The 13,251-nt window shown below is 73.3% G+C and carries 16 protein-coding genes; 6 read left to right on the forward strand and 10 right to left on the reverse strand.

Annotated features, from left to right (window positions below; all coding sequences use genetic code 11):
- The first annotated feature begins 60 nt into the window (after positions 1 to 60).
- The 3 genes from WDV06_RS00590 to WDV06_RS00600 all read left to right on the forward strand — a co-directional run bounded on the left by WDV06_RS00590 (position 61) and on the right by WDV06_RS00600 (position 3,686).
- Positions 61 to 873 carry a class I SAM-dependent methyltransferase gene (locus WDV06_RS00590; protein ID WP_395507566.1) on the forward strand — a complete coding sequence of 271 codons (813 nt, stop codon included), beginning with the start codon at positions 61 to 63 and terminating at the stop codon, positions 871 to 873.
- A gap of 211 nt (positions 874 to 1,084) precedes the next feature.
- Positions 1,085 to 2,182, forward strand: coding sequence for a C40 family peptidase (locus tag WDV06_RS00595; protein WP_395507567.1), 1,098 nt, complete (start codon positions 1,085 to 1,087; stop codon positions 2,180 to 2,182).
- A 286-nt stretch (positions 2,183 to 2,468) separates the two neighbouring features.
- Entirely contained in the window at positions 2,469 to 3,686 is a 1,218-nt protein-coding gene (locus WDV06_RS00600; RefSeq protein WP_395507568.1) for a PP2C family protein-serine/threonine phosphatase, read from the forward strand.
- Between the two features lie 40 nt (positions 3,687 to 3,726).
- On the opposite strand, the gene WDV06_RS00605 is transcribed toward WDV06_RS00600, so the two are convergent.
- The 3 genes from WDV06_RS00605 to WDV06_RS00615 form a co-directional block, all read right to left on the reverse strand.
- Positions 3,727 to 4,068, reverse strand: coding sequence for a DUF2516 family protein (locus WDV06_RS00605; RefSeq protein ID WP_358895768.1), 342 nt, complete (start codon positions 4,066 to 4,068; stop codon positions 3,727 to 3,729).
- Between the two features lie 116 nt (positions 4,069 to 4,184).
- The gene (locus tag WDV06_RS00610; RefSeq protein WP_395507569.1) at positions 4,185 to 4,778 is read right to left on the reverse strand and encodes a hypothetical protein; all 594 of its coding nucleotides are present in this window, start codon (positions 4,776 to 4,778) and stop codon (positions 4,185 to 4,187) included.
- A 22-nt stretch (positions 4,779 to 4,800) separates the two neighbouring features.
- Positions 4,801 to 5,187, reverse strand: a complete 387-nt coding sequence (locus WDV06_RS00615; RefSeq protein ID WP_395507570.1) for a helix-turn-helix domain-containing protein — start codon at positions 5,185 to 5,187, stop codon at positions 4,801 to 4,803.
- 187 nt (positions 5,188 to 5,374) lie between these two features.
- Here WDV06_RS00615 and WDV06_RS00620 point away from each other — a divergent pair, with 187 nt between their 5' ends.
- Positions 5,375 to 5,713, forward strand: coding sequence for a DoxX family protein (locus WDV06_RS00620; RefSeq protein WP_395507571.1), 339 nt, complete (start codon positions 5,375 to 5,377; stop codon positions 5,711 to 5,713).
- A 49-nt stretch (positions 5,714 to 5,762) separates the two neighbouring features.
- Here WDV06_RS00620 and WDV06_RS00625 read toward each other — a convergent pair whose 3' ends face one another.
- Positions 5,763 to 6,680 carry a sigma-70 family RNA polymerase sigma factor gene (locus tag WDV06_RS00625; protein WP_395507572.1) on the reverse strand — a complete coding sequence of 306 codons (918 nt, stop codon included), beginning with the start codon at positions 6,678 to 6,680 and terminating at the stop codon, positions 5,763 to 5,765.
- Between the two features lie 115 nt (positions 6,681 to 6,795).
- Between WDV06_RS00625 and WDV06_RS00630 the strand changes: the two genes are divergently transcribed.
- Positions 6,796 to 7,578, forward strand: coding sequence for an SDR family oxidoreductase (locus tag WDV06_RS00630; protein WP_395507573.1), 783 nt, complete (start codon positions 6,796 to 6,798; stop codon positions 7,576 to 7,578).
- Here the strand turns inward: WDV06_RS00630 and WDV06_RS00635 are convergent.
- From WDV06_RS00635 to WDV06_RS00645, 3 genes are all read right to left on the reverse strand, one after another.
- Positions 7,575 to 8,369, reverse strand: a complete 795-nt coding sequence (locus tag WDV06_RS00635; protein WP_395507574.1) for a putative protein N(5)-glutamine methyltransferase — start codon at positions 8,367 to 8,369, stop codon at positions 7,575 to 7,577. The genes WDV06_RS00630 and WDV06_RS00635 overlap by 4 nt on opposite strands.
- A gap of 35 nt (positions 8,370 to 8,404) precedes the next feature.
- The gene (locus tag WDV06_RS00640) at positions 8,405 to 9,652 is read right to left on the reverse strand and encodes a GNAT family N-acetyltransferase (RefSeq protein ID WP_395507575.1); all 1,248 of its coding nucleotides are present in this window, start codon (positions 9,650 to 9,652) and stop codon (positions 8,405 to 8,407) included.
- Between the two features lie 73 nt (positions 9,653 to 9,725).
- On the reverse strand, positions 9,726 to 10,328 hold the full coding sequence (locus WDV06_RS00645) for an RsiG family protein (protein WP_395507576.1): 603 nt from the start codon (positions 10,326 to 10,328) through the stop codon (positions 9,726 to 9,728).
- Positions 10,329 to 10,460: 132 nt separating this feature from the next.
- Between WDV06_RS00645 and dtd the strand changes: the two genes are divergently transcribed.
- Positions 10,461 to 10,886, forward strand: a complete 426-nt coding sequence (gene dtd / locus WDV06_RS00650; protein ID WP_042801357.1) for a D-aminoacyl-tRNA deacylase — start codon at positions 10,461 to 10,463, stop codon at positions 10,884 to 10,886.
- Positions 10,887 to 10,897: 11 nt separating this feature from the next.
- On the opposite strand, the gene ygfZ is transcribed toward dtd, so the two are convergent.
- The 3 genes from ygfZ to WDV06_RS00665 form a co-directional block, all read right to left on the reverse strand.
- Positions 10,898 to 11,866 (reverse strand): CAF17-like 4Fe-4S cluster assembly/insertion protein YgfZ, encoded by a 969-nt coding sequence (gene ygfZ, locus WDV06_RS00655; RefSeq protein ID WP_395507577.1) that lies wholly within the window; start codon positions 11,864 to 11,866, stop codon positions 10,898 to 10,900.
- Between the two features lie 51 nt (positions 11,867 to 11,917).
- Positions 11,918 to 12,373 carry a Fur family transcriptional regulator gene (locus tag WDV06_RS00660; protein WP_395507578.1) on the reverse strand — a complete coding sequence of 152 codons (456 nt, stop codon included), beginning with the start codon at positions 12,371 to 12,373 and terminating at the stop codon, positions 11,918 to 11,920.
- A gap of 70 nt (positions 12,374 to 12,443) precedes the next feature.
- Positions 12,444 to 13,016: a heme-binding beta-barrel domain-containing protein gene (locus WDV06_RS00665; protein WP_045950390.1), complete on the reverse strand. Its 573-nt coding sequence runs from the start codon at positions 13,014 to 13,016 to the stop codon at positions 12,444 to 12,446.
- Positions 13,017 to 13,251 lie beyond the last annotated feature (235 nt).

Consider the following 13,251-nt stretch of genomic DNA (forward strand, 5'->3'; position numbering starts at 1 on the left):
AGTTCCTCGCCGGTACGCCGGATTTTTTTGCGGGCCCCGGGCTCCGCTTACGCTCGGCGCATGGTCTCCCGCAGCACTCCGCCACCCCCGAAGCGCCCTGTGGGCACCGTGACGCGCGGGACGACGAACCCGAACCGGCTGCGGCGCATGGACCGCTGGATCGCCGCCTCGCACGGGGCGGCCCTGCGCCGGGCGGACGCTCCGGTGGCCGTCGACCTGGGGTACGGGGCCGCGCCGTGGACGGCGGTGGAGCTGCTGGCGCGGCTGCGGGAGGCGGCTCCCGCGGTGCGGGTGGTGGGCATCGAGATCGAGCCGGCCCGGGTGGCGGGGGCGAAGCCGTACGAGCGGGAGGGGCTGAGCTTCCGGCACGGGGGTTTCGAGGTACCGCTGGAGGGCGGGGAGCGTCCGGCGCTGATCCGGGCGGCGAACGTGCTGCGCCAGTACGACGAGGAGCAGGTCGAGGCGGTCTGGGAGCGGCTGTGCGGGCGGCTGGCGCCGGAGGGGCTGCTGGTGGAGGGGACCTGCGACGAGATCGGCAGGCGGCACGTGTGGGTGGCGCTGGGGCCGGAGGGGCCGCGGACGGTGACGTTCGCGACGCGGCTGGGTTCGCTGGAGCGGCCGTCGGACCTGGCGGAGCGGCTGCCGAAGGCACTGATCCACCGGAACGTGCCGGGGGAGCCGGTGTACGCGTTCCTGCGCGACTTCGACCGGGCGTGGGCGGCGGCCGCGCCGTACGCCTCGTACGGGGCGCGGCAGCGCTGGATCCGGACGGCACGGGCGCTGGCCGGGGAGTGGCCGCTGGCGGACGGGCCGGTGCGGTGGAGGCAGGGGGAACTGACGGTGCGCTGGGAGGCGTTGCGCCCGGCGGGGTGAACCTCGCCGGGCGGGGAACCGGGGGTGGTGGCGGCCCGTTGGGTCGTCTGGGGTGGACGGTGCGTGGCGGGTCATGATCGGAGCGGAATCCGGAGGGTGTTGGAATTCGCCGGTTCGTGGCACCATCCCGGAGGCAGTGAGAAGTTACTGACGAATAGTCAGATCTGATGTCGGGTGACGTCGGTTCTGGCTCGGGGCGCCTGGGGGAGCCATGGGGACCGTGAAGCGAGCGTCGTCGCGCCGGAGGGGGGCCTCCGCCCTGACCCTGCTGTGCGCGATGGCGATACTGGCGGCCCCCGGACTCGCGACGAGCCCGGCGTTCGCGGCCCCGTCCGCGCCGGCCGCCCCGGCGGCGCCCGCGCCGGAGCCGGGCGCCAAGTCCCTGGAGCAGGTCCGCAAGGAGATCGAGGACCTCTACCGCCAGGCGGGCAGCGCGACGGACGCGTACAACCTCGCGGAGAGCGAGACCAAGGCGCAGTCCGAGCGGATCGTCGAGATCGCCAAGCTGGTGGTGGCCGGCCAGGACCGGATCTCCACCCTCAAGGACCGCGCGGGCGCCGCCGCCCGCGCCCAGTACCGCTCGGGCGGCCTGCCGCCGGGCGCGCGGCTCGCACTCAGCAACAGCCCCTCCGACTTCCTCGACGGGGCGGGCCGGCTCCGGCAGGGCGAGAAGGCCACCACCGACCTGCTGGCCGAACTCAGCCGCACGCAGGCCGACTTGGAGCGCTACGCGAAGGACGCGGGCGCCGTCTGGCAGAAGATGGAGGACAACCGGGTCAAGAAGGAAGCCGCCAAGAAGGAGATCGAGGGCAAGATCAAGGCGGCGGAGGAGCTGGAGAACAGGCTGGCGGCCGAGGAGAAGGCACGGCTGATCCAGCTGGAGCAGGACGCCCAGTACCAGGCGCAGACGGCGTGGCTGTCGTCCGGCGCGATGAAGGACGTCAAGGGCCTGGCCTCGGACGCCGGGAAAAGGGCGGTGCAGTTCGCCACCGCGCAGATCGGGAAGCCGTACGTGTGGGGCGCGGTGGGTCCGGCCTCCTACGACTGCTCCGGGCTCACCTCGCAGGCATGGCTGGCGGCGGGGCGGCCGATCCCGCGCACCTCGCAGGAGCAGCTGCGGCTGCTGCCGAAGGTCGCGGTGAAGGACATGCGGCCGGGGGACCTGATCATCTACTTCGACGACGCGAGCCACGTCGGCATGTACGTCGGGGACGGCGCGATCGTGCACGCGCCGCGGCCGGGGCGGAACGTGACGATGGCCGGGGCGGGGTCGATGCCGATCAAGGCCGTGGTCCGCCCGGACGCGTAGGCCCTGGCCGGACGGTTCGGCAGGCCGGGGGCGCGACCGCCCCTGACCCCGCGCCCCAATCGCCGGCGGGGCCGAAGAGACCCGGGGGGGTCCGCCCCCCCTGTGACCGGGGTCTCGGGCGGGGCCGACCGAGCCGTGACGTTGGTCATCCCGGGTGGGCGGGTTTCCGCCGGGATGGGGGTATATGGCGCGAGCCCCGTCCGTTTCGGCATTCCCCCTCCCCACCCCCGCCCGTTAGGGTCCCGGCATGAGCGCACTTCCGGGGGGAGGCAAGGAACCGGAGACGATGCCCGTACCTGTACCGCGGCAGAGGGAAACCCCCGCCACGGAAATCGGCGGCCCCACCCCGCTGACCCTGCTGGTCGTGGAGGACGACCCCGCGGGCGGTCTCACCGTCCCCGAGATCCTCGACGCCGCCGGGCAGCGCATCCGGCTCCGCAGCGCCCGCAACCTCACCGAGGCGGAGCGGCTGCTCACCCCCGACGTGCACTGCGTCCTGCTCGACCTGGCGCTTCCCGGCCCCGGCGAGGACGGCTTCGGCGCCCTGCGCGAGGTGCTGCGCATCGCACCCCACCACGCCGTGCTCGTGCTCACCGCCGAGGCCGACACCGAGCGCGCCGCCGAGGCCGTCCGCGTCGGCGCCCAGGACTTCCTCCTCCGCGACGAGCTCGACGGGCGGCTCCTCAGCCGCGCGATCCGCTACGCCGTGGAGAGAAAGCGGGCCGACATCGCGCAGTACAAGCTCGCAGAATCGAAACTTCGGGCCCAGGAGAACGCCCGTCTGGAACGCGGACTGCTCCCCACCCCCCTCCTCGACGGCTCCGACCTCCGCTTCGCCGCCCGCTACCGCCCCGGCCGCAGCCGGGCCCTCCTCGGCGGCGACTTCTACGACGCCGTCCGCACGCCCGACGGAACCGTCCACGCGATGATCGGCGACGTCTGCGGCCACGGCCCCGACGAGGCCGCCCTGGGAGTGGAGCTGCGCATCGCCTGGCGGGCGCTGACCCTGGCCGGGCTGTGCGGGGACGACCTGCTGGCCACGCTCCAGGAGGTCCTGGAAGTGGAACGGCCCTGCGAGGAGATCTTCGCGACCCTCTGCACGGTCGACATCTCCCCCGACGGCCGCCGAGCCGGCCTGTGCCTGGCCGGGCACCCGGCGCCGCTGGTCTCCCGCCCCGGCCGCCCCGCACGGCTCCTGCCGTACGAGAACAGCGGCCCGGCGCTCGGCCTGCTCCCCCGGGCCCGCTGGCCCCGCCGCCAGGTGGACCTCGGCGCCTCGTGGAGCCTGATGCTCTACACGGACGGCCTCATCGAGGGCCGGATCGGCGAGGGCCGCGAGCGGCTCGGCCAGGACGGCATGGTCGACATGATCAACCGCCACCTGGAGGAGGGGCTCAGCGGCGAGAGCCTGCTGGAGGCCTCCGTCACCGAGGCCCGGCGCCTCAACGGCGGCGAGCTCACCGACGACGTGGCCCTGGTGCTGCTCTCCCGGGCCGGCGGCTGACCGCCGGCCGGACGGCCCGGGCCGCCTCCCGGGATACGGCCTAGCGGCCGCCGTTGTACGGCCCGTACGGGCCGTCGCTGCTGCTGCCACCACGGCGCCGGTTGCCGCCGCCCGAGACCTGCTTGAGGGCCGGGCGGACGTCGACGAAGAACACGATGGACGCCACCAGGCCCGCGATCTGCAGGAACAGCATCCCGAGGAAGAAGTCCACCAGGACCGTGACGCCCAGGATGACCAGCCAGAAGGTCTTGGTCTGCTTGTCCGCCGCGCGGTAGGCGTCCTCCCGCGCGAGGAGCGCGAGGACGAAGGCCGCGACGGCGAGCGCCAGCATGGCGTAGCCGAGCAACGGGAGGACCCCGTTATCGAACCCCTGCATCAGCATCGTCTCGACCGCCTTCTCGCGTTCAGCTCTTCCGACTCCACGCTACCGCCCGAGCCGCCTTCCGAAACGAGAACGAACCGGACACCCCGCGGGTGCCCGGTTCGTCCGCGGACATGTCAGCTCTGGCCGGCGGTCTCGGCGGCCGGCTCGGCGGGGGCCTTCTTGACCCCGTTGCGGCGCGCGGCGGGCTTCTTGGCGGCGGGCTTCTCGTCGCCGTTCCCGTCGGCGGCGGCCTCGGAAGGAGCGTCCTGCGCGGGCTCCGCGGCCCGGGCCGGCTCCGGCTCCACGACCTCGGCGATGTCGACGATCTCGTCGGCGACCTCACCGCGCCAGGCGCGCACGGCCTGCTCTCCGTGCTCGGCGACCTTGTCGTAGGTCTCCTTGGCCCGGACGGCGTACTCGGCGGCCACGCCGACCCCGCGCAGCGCCAGGTCCTGGGCGGTCTCGCCGAGCTTCTTCGGGTCGATCGCCCCGAAGACCTCGACGACCCGGGCCGTGACGGCCTCCTGGGCCACCTTGGCCTTCTCCTGGACGATCTTGGGGTCGGTGTCCAGCACGGCCTCGATACGGGCCGGGGCCTCGGCCCGCAGCTGCTCGATCAGGCCGGGGACCTTCTTGGCCTGCTGGAAGGCCAGGTCGGCGGTGCCGGCGGCGAAGTAGAGGGGGGTGGGGTCGGTGAGGGTCTTCTTCAGGTCATCGGCGATGGCCATGTGCGGGTCCTCCCGGATCCGGTCAGTTCGTCGGGGGCAGCGCGTCGTCGGCGGCCGGTTCGTCGGCCGTGTTCTCCTTGCGGAACGCGTCGTAGATCTGGAGCAGCACCTGCTTCTGCCGCTCGTTGATCGACGGGTCGGAGAGGATGACGGCCCGCGTCTCCACCTCGTCCCGGTCCCGCTCGTCGAGGATCCCGGCCTGCACGTACAGCGTCTCGGCGGAGATCCGCAGCGCCTTGGCCAGCTGCTGGAGGATGTCCGCGCTCGGCTTGCGCAGCCCGCGCTCGATCTGGCTCAGGTACGGGTTCGACACCCCGGCCGCGTCGGCCAGCTGCCGCAGCGACAGCTGGGCCTGCCGCCGCTGCTCGCGGAGGTATTCGCCGAGGTTCCCGACGTTGAGCGATGCCATGCTCCGATCCTGCCGCACCCTGCTAACTATTGCAAGCGCTTGCTTGCAGGAGTATCCGTCCGGCGCTGCCGAGAACGTTTCCCGCGCCGCTGTCACATCCGTGCGCGCCGCCGGGTCAGAGGGGTGTCGGACGCCGGAGGGCGACGACGAAGAGACGCAGAAGCAGACCGCCCCGAAGGAGCCCCCGATGTCCACCACCGCCACCGTCGTCACCCTGGTCGCCGCCCTCATGGCCGGGTTCTCCGGCGTCTCGGTCCTGCGCGGGGCGAAGTTCGTCACCGAGCCGCTCGTCGAGTACGGCGTCCCGAAGGGGATGTGGGCCTTCCTCGGCACCGTCAAGATCGCCGGCGCCCTCGGCCTGCTCGCCGGCTTCGCCGTCCCCGCCCTCGGCGTCGCCGCCGCGGTCGGGCTGGTCCTCTACTTCACCGGCGCCGTCATCACCGTCCTGCGGGCCCGCTCGTACGCCCACGTCGCCTTCCCGCTGATCTACGCCGCCCCCGCCGCCGCCGTCCTGGCCCTGGTCTGAGACCGGGGGCCCGGCCGGCGACGGCCCGGGCCCCGGAAACGGACGGCCCTCAGTCCTCCAGCGCCGTCAGGTCCAGCGCCCCCAGGCGCTCCGGGTCGGACAGCACGTCGATCGCGACGATCCGCCCCTCCACGACGGTGAACGCCATGACCGACACGGCCCGGTCCTTGCGGACCACCACCACGCCCGCCGCACCGTTGATCAGCGCCGGGCGTACGAACGGCACCAGCGCGCTGTACGTGACCGCCTGGCCCGCCACCGTCCGCGCCCCCGACAGCACCACGGTGAGCGCACCGCCGACCCCGCCGTCCGAACGCAGCACCACGTCCGGGTCGAGCACCGACAGCAGCGCCTCGAACTCCCCGTCCCGCGCGGCCGCGAAGAACGCGTCCACCGCCTCCCGCTGGCGCGCGAGGTCCTTGTCCGGCGCCGGGGCCTGGCCCCGCACCTTGCGCCGCGCCCGGCTGGCCAGCTGCCGGGTCGCCGCCGCGGACTTCTCGACCAGCGGGGCGATCTCCTCGAACGGCACCGCGAACATGTCGTGCAGGACGAACGCCAGCCGCTCCGCCGGCGCCAGCGACTCCATCACCACCATCAGCGCCAGCCCCACCGAGTCGGCCAGCATCACCTCGTGTTCCGGGTCGACCCGCCGCTCCGAGCCGATCAGCGGATCCGGGATCCGCGTCTCCAGCCGCTCCACCGGATCCTCACGCCGCTGCTCGCGCGAGCGCAGCATGTTGAGGCAGATCCGCGACACCACGGTGGTCAGCCACCCGCCGAGGTTCTCGACCCCGCTCACGTCGGTGCGCTCCAGACGCAGCCACGTCTCCTGGACCGCGTCCTCGGCCTCGCTCACCGAGCCCAGCATTCGGTAGGACACCGCCTTCAGATGGCTCCGGTGCTCCTCGAAGCGCGCCGTCAGTTCCGCCAAGTCCGCCGGATTCGTCAGCGACGAGTTCTCGTCCACCTGTCACATTCCTTCCTCACTGCGGGTCAGAGCAGTAGACCGCACACCCCGCGGAAATCGAACGGGTTCAAGCCCGGGACGTCAACTTCCGTCCCACCGATTGGAGATGACCCAGATGACGGACACGACCGGATCCCCCCGCCCCCTCCTCGTCACCGGCGGCACCGGCACCCTCGGCAGCCTCGTCGTACCGCTGCTGCGCGCGGCGGGCGCACCCGTACGGATCCTCAGCCGCAGCGCCCGTCCCGCCGCCGACGGCGTCACCTGCGTACGCGGCGACCTGGTCGGCGACGAGGGGCTCGACGCCGCCCTCGACGGCGTCGAAACGGTCCTCCACCTGGCCGGCGGCCCCACGGGCGACGACGTCGCCGCCCGCAACCTGGTGCGCGCCGCGAAGGCCGCCGGGGTCCGCCACCTCGTCCTGATCTCCGTCATCGGCGCCGACACCGTCCCCCTCGGCTGGTTCCGCACCAAGCTCGAAGCGGAACGGGCCTTCTCCGGATCAGGACTTCCCTGGACCACCCTGCGCGCCGCCCAGTTCCACGAACTGGCCCTGACCGTCGCCGAGAAGCTCGCCAGGCTGCCCGTGGTCCCGGTCCCCGGCGGGGTGCGCTGGCAGCCCGTCGACTCCCGCGAGGTGGCGGCCCGGCTCGTCGAACTGGCCCTCGGCAAGCCCGCCGGGCGGGTCGCCGACATCGCCGGGCCCGACGTCCACACCCTCGGCGACCTCAGCCGCGACTACCTGCGGGCCCGCGGCAAGCGGCGCCTGATGATGCCCGTCCGCATGCCCGGGAAGGCCGGCCGCGCCTACCGCGCCGGGGACAACCTCGCCCTCGACGGCGCGGTCCTGGGCCGGCGCACCTGGGAGGCCTTCCTCGCCGAGCGCCTCGCCTCCTAGAGGAGGCCCTCCCCCGCCGGAGCCCGGCCGGTCACCACGGTCGCGTGCAGCTCCTCCGAGGTGGCCGCCCGCACCGACAGGCCCCCCGCCGTCAGCGCGGACGCCGTCAGCGGCGCCTGCCGGGCACTGGTCTCGATCAGCAGGTGGCCGCCCGGGGCCAGCCAGCGCAATGCCTGTGCCGCGATCCGGCGGTGGACGTCCAGACCGTCCTCGCCCCCGTCGAGGGAGACCAGCGGCTCGTGCACCCGGGCCTCGGACGGCATCAGGGCGATCTCCCCGGTCGGCACGTAGGGGGCGTTGACCACGAGGACGTCCACCCGCCCGAGCAGCCGCTGCGGGAGCGCCGCGTACAGGTCGCCCTCCCAGACCGCTCCCCCGTACGGGGCCACGTTGCGCCGGGCGTACGCCAGCGCCGCCGGGTCGATGTCGGCGGCGTGCAGCTCGACCCCGCCGGGCACCTGTGAGGCCACCGCCGCGCCGAGCGCGCCCACCCCGCAGCACAGGTCCAGCACCACGGCCCCGGGCCGGGCCAGCCCCACCGCCTCCTCGGCGAGGAACTCGCTGCGCCGGCGCGGCACGAAGGCCCCCGCCCCCACCTCCACGCGCAGCCCGCAGAACCCGGCCCAGCCGACGACGTGCTCCAGCGGCTCGCCCGCCGCCCGGCGGGCGACCAGGGCCTCCAGCCGGCGGTCGTCGTCGCGGGCCGCCTCCGTCAGCAGCTCGGCCTCCTCCTCCGCGAAGACGCAGCCCGCGGCGCGCAGCCGCTCAACGATCGATGTCATGTACCCCATCCTCGGCGTGCGGACGACAACGGCGACGGCCCGGGTCAGAAAACGTCCGGGCACCACGGCCGCCGGGCGGTGCGGAACACCGCGTCGGCGAGCGCGACCGCCCCGGGCCGCTCCTGCGCCACCCGCCCCAGGGCCGCCAGCCGCGCCGCCGACTCGTCGCCCAGGTAGAGCGAGCCGAGGTCGGACACGTCCAGGCGCAGGTCGGCCGGGTCCTGCGTACGGCCACAGGTGCCCGCGCCCGCGTCGAGGCGGTAGCGCCCGTCCGCCAGGCCGGCGGCGTCCTCGACCTCCAGGACGAGGACCCCGGGCACGGCGTACGTCCGGGCGGCCAGCGCCCGTTCGACGTCCAGCAGCCGCAGCCACAGGAAGTCGGCCACGGTCACCGGCCGGGCGGCGCGCGGGTCGGGCAGCAGCAGCGGGACGACGTCGTCGGGCGCGCGGTAGCCGGTACGGACCTTCATCACCCAGTCGATGGAGCACAGGAACCGCCACAGGGCGCCCTCCGCCTGCGGCGTCAGCGCGATCAGGTCCCTGACCGTGAGGGTGTTCTGCGGCAGCTTCTCGTCCGACCATTGCTCGTCGGCCGAGTACATCGCGAGACCGGCCGGCTCGCCCGCCGCGTCCCGGTACAGGGCGTAGAACTTGTCCTTGTAGGCGCGGGCGGCGAACTGCTGCTCCACGCCGGTGACGATGTTCCACCAGCGGGCGTTGCGGCTCACCGCACCGTGCGAGAGCTTTCGCATCCGCTCGTGCAGCCGGGGTCCGACCTCCCGGGCCTCGGACACGTCCACCAGGTCGATGCGGGCGCCGTCCCCGGGCCCCGACCAGCGCGGATCGACACCGCTGCGCGCTATGTCGATCTCCCATTCGGCGACGGCCGTGGCGGGCCCGTACCCGTACCGGCCGTAGATCGGGTACTCGGCGGCGATGAGGGTGGAGACGACGTCGCCGCGCTCCTTGGCCGCCGCCAGCTCGGCCGCCATCATCCGGGTCAGCAGGCCCTGGCGGCGGTGGGTGGGGGTCACGCTGACGTTGGTGACGGCGCTGGAGGGGACGGCCGCCCCGCCGGGAACGGTCAGTTCCTGGGCGAAGGAGCGGAAGGTGGCCACGCAGCGGCCGGTGACGGCGTCGAAGGCACCCTGGGTACGGGCGAAGTCCGTGTACTTGGCACGCTGGGCGACATCGGACTCGGAGAACGGCGCCGGTTGCAGGAAGCCCGTGTTCACGGCTCGCAGCCACTCGGGGAGTTCGGATTCGGCGATCGGCCGGATGTCAGCACTCATATCCGGTCACGCTAACGGCCGCACCGGGTGGAGTCGCCCGAATTTCCACCGGGCCGTCAGGCCCCGGCGGCGCCTACGCCAGCAGGTCGTCCACCTGCGCCTCGCCCTCCCGGTAGCGTCTGGTGATCTCCGCGCTGGAGTCGTCCGCCGTCCGCTGGAGCTGCTGGCGGCGGCGCGAGACCTGCTGCTCGTAGCGGACCAGCCGGGCCATCGCCTCGTGGAGCTCGGCGTCCGTGCGCGCCTCCAGGTCCGACAGCTCCACGTCGGACAGCATCTCGGCCGCCAGCAGCCGGAACTCCTCGTTGTGCGGGGTGCCGAGCGTGACGTGCCGGGCGGAGGCGCTGCGGCTGGACGGGGCGTCGGCGAGGATCTCCGAGAGCCGGTCCACCACCGGCGCCTCGGGGTCCGTCCGGCGGGCCAGCTCGGCGCGCAGGATGTCGATGCGGCCCTGGAGGAGCCTGCGGACGTAGCTGAGGTCGGCCTCGTCGCGCTGGGCGTCGCGGCGCAGGGCGCGCAGTTCGGGCAGGCCGAGCGCGGCGGCGGGAATGCCGGCGGGGGTGGTCAGCCCCTCGGGGTCGCCGGTGCGCTGCGCGGGCGGCCGCACCTGGGGCCCGGACGCGGCCGCGTCGTCGGGTGCCGCGGGTGCAGGTGCGGAGGTATCAGAGGTGGTGTTCATCGTTTCGTGTCCGTCCCCTCGACCGGTGCTGGGGGCACCGCCTGCACGCATGGTGCCACTCTCCGTGGTGCGGACGCAGTCCCACGCCACCCGATCGGCCCCGGACGGGTGCACGCCTGGTACACAGGTGGTATGCGAGCAGTGGTGCAGAGGGTGGATGGCGCGAGCGTCGTCGTGGCCGGCGAGACGGTCGGCGAGATCGTCGGCGAGGGGCTGTGCGTGCTGGTGGGGGTGACCCACGACGACACCCCGGAGAAGGCGGCCGTGCTGGCGCGCAAGCTGTGGTCGGTGCGGATCCTGGAGGCGGAGAAGTCCTGCAGCGACGTGGACGCGCCGCTGCTGGTGATCTCCCAGTTCACGCTCTACGGCGACGCCCGCAAGGGCCGCCGCCCCACCTGGAACGCGGCCGCGCCCGGGCCGGTGGCCGAACCGCTGGTGGACGAGGTCGTGGCGCAGCTGCGGGCGCTGGGCGCGACGGTGGCGACGGGCCGGTTCGGCGCGGACATGCGGGTCTCGCTGACCAACCACGGCCCGTTCACCATCGTCATCGACGTGTAGGGGCGGGGGCCCTACGGGGCCACCACGACCTCCTGCGCGGCCGGGGTGGTCCCGGCCAGCAGCGGGGCGTCCACCGGAACGTTCCGCTTGACCAGTGCGAGGGCGATCGGTCCGAGCTCGTGGTGGCGGACGGCGGTGGTGACGAAGCCGAGCTGACGGCCGTCCTCCCCGTCGGCGGCGAGCCGTACGGGCGCCCCGTGCGCGGGGAGCAGCACCTCGGAGCCGTCGAGGTGGAGGAAGACCAGGCGGCGCGGGGGCTTCCCCAGGTTGTGGACGCGGGCGACGGTCTCCTGGCCGCGGTAGCAGCCCTTCTGGAGGTGCACGGCGGTGCCGATGAGACCGATCTCGTGCGGAATGGTGCGGTGGTCGGTCTCCAGGCCCAGGCGGGGACGGTGCGCCTCGACGCGCAGGGCCTCGTACGCGAGGAGCCCGGCGGCCGGCCCGTGGGCGGCGGCGAAGGCCTCCAGCTGCCCGCGCGGAAGGAAGACGTCGCGGCCGTACGGGGTCTCGCGGACCACGTACTCCTTGTCGGTCTCGGCGATGGAGCCGGCCGGCAGGTGGACGACGGCGAAGTCGGCGGTGCGGTCGGCGACTTCGACGCGGTAGAAGAACTTCATGGACTCCAGGTAGGCGATCAGCGCCTCCTGGGTGCCCGGCTCGACGTGCGCCCAGGTGGTCTCGCCGTCGTCGACGAGGTGCAGCTGGTGCTCGATGTGCCCGTTGGCGGAGAGGATCAACGCCTCGGTGGCCTGCCCGGGCGGGAGTTCCGTGACGTGCTGGGTGATCAGCAGGTGCAGCCAGGCGAGCCGGTCCTGGCCGGTGACGGTGACGACCCCGCGGTGGGAGAGGTCGACGAAGCCTCGGCCGTCGGCGAGGGCGCGCTGTTCGCCGTAGAGCTCTCCGTAGTGGGCGGCGACGCCCTCGTCACGGCCTTCGGCCGCTACGGCGCCGGGAAGATGGAGCAAGGGGCTGCTGGTCATGCCACCAAGCCTACGACCCCGCCCGCGGGGCCCCAGGGCGCACCGGGGGCGCTACGCGTCGCCCCGGCCGGAGGCGGGGGTCTCGCGGCGGAGGGCGGCGCACCGCTCGCACAGACCGAAGATGGCGAAGTGCTTCATGTCGGTCTCGAAGCCGAAGGTGGTGCGCAGTTTCGCCGTGAAGTCGGCGGCGATGTCGAGGTCGGCCTCGATCACCTCGGTGCAGTCGCGGCACACGAGGTGGATGTGGTGGTGCCGGTCGGCGAGGTGGTAGGTGGGGGCCCCGTGCCCGAGGTGGGCGTGCGAGACCAGGCCGAGCTCCTCCAGGAGCTCCAGCGTGCGGTAGACGGTGGAGATGTTGACGCCGGAGGCCGTCTTGCGCACCTCGGCGAGGATCTCGTCGGGGGTGGCGTGCTCCAGGGCGTCGACCGCTTCCAGCACGAGCTGGCGCTGCGGTGTCAGCCGGTAGCCGCGCTGCCGCAGGTCGGTCTTCCAGTCGGTGGTCACCACCCGGCCAGTGTAAGCGCGCGAAGGGGACCGCGGCCCTGCCGCGGTCCCCTTTCGTACACGTGCGCCCGGCTCAGCGGAAGAAGGCGATGCCGTCTTCCGGGAGCTCGGGGAGGTTGCGCGCCATGTCGGCGATCTCCTCCGGGGTGACGACCTTCTTCAGCTGGGCCGACATGTAGGGGCGCAGCTCGACCTCGGGGGTCGCCTTCTCGCCGACCCACATCAGGTCGCTCTTCACGTAGCCGTACAGGCGCTTGCCGCCGCTGTACGGGCCGGACGCGGCGGTGCGGGCCACGGCGTCGGTGACGAGGTCGATCTGCGGCTTCTGGTCGGCGAGCTCGCCGTACCAGACCTCGACCACGCCCTGGTCGCGGACCATGACGATCTCGACCTTGCGGTCCTTGTCGATGCGCCAGTAGCCCGACTCGGACTCCAGGGGGCGCACCTTGTTGCCCTCGGCGTCGAGTACCCAGGAGTGGGAGGTGTACGCCAGGAAGTCCCGGCCGTCGTGGCTGAAGACGACTTCCTGGCCGAAGTTGCACTTCTCCTCGCCGGGGAAGTCGAAGACGCCGGCGCCTTCCCAGGTACCGAGGAGGAAGGCGAGGGGGACGAGACCGGGGTTCAGGTCGGACGGGATCTGGATCATGGTTGGCTGCTCAGGCGATCTGTGGGGAGGGTTTCCGGGGCGGTCGGCCAGTCGGCTGTCAGCGCTGACCCTGGTACAGCTTCTTGACGGCCAGGCCGGTGAAGGCGAGGACGCCGACGCAGACCAGGACCAGCAGGGAGGTGAAGAAAGCCTCAAGCACGGGGTGCTCCTCGGAGGATTCGGTGCGGGTGGACGGGGCCGGTCCCCAAGCCTACTGGCCCGGGGACCGGCGCAC

The organism is Streptomyces racemochromogenes (assembly GCF_044129415.1).
GTDB classification, from domain to species: domain Bacteria; phylum Actinomycetota; class Actinomycetes; order Streptomycetales; family Streptomycetaceae; genus Streptomyces; species Streptomyces racemochromogenes_A.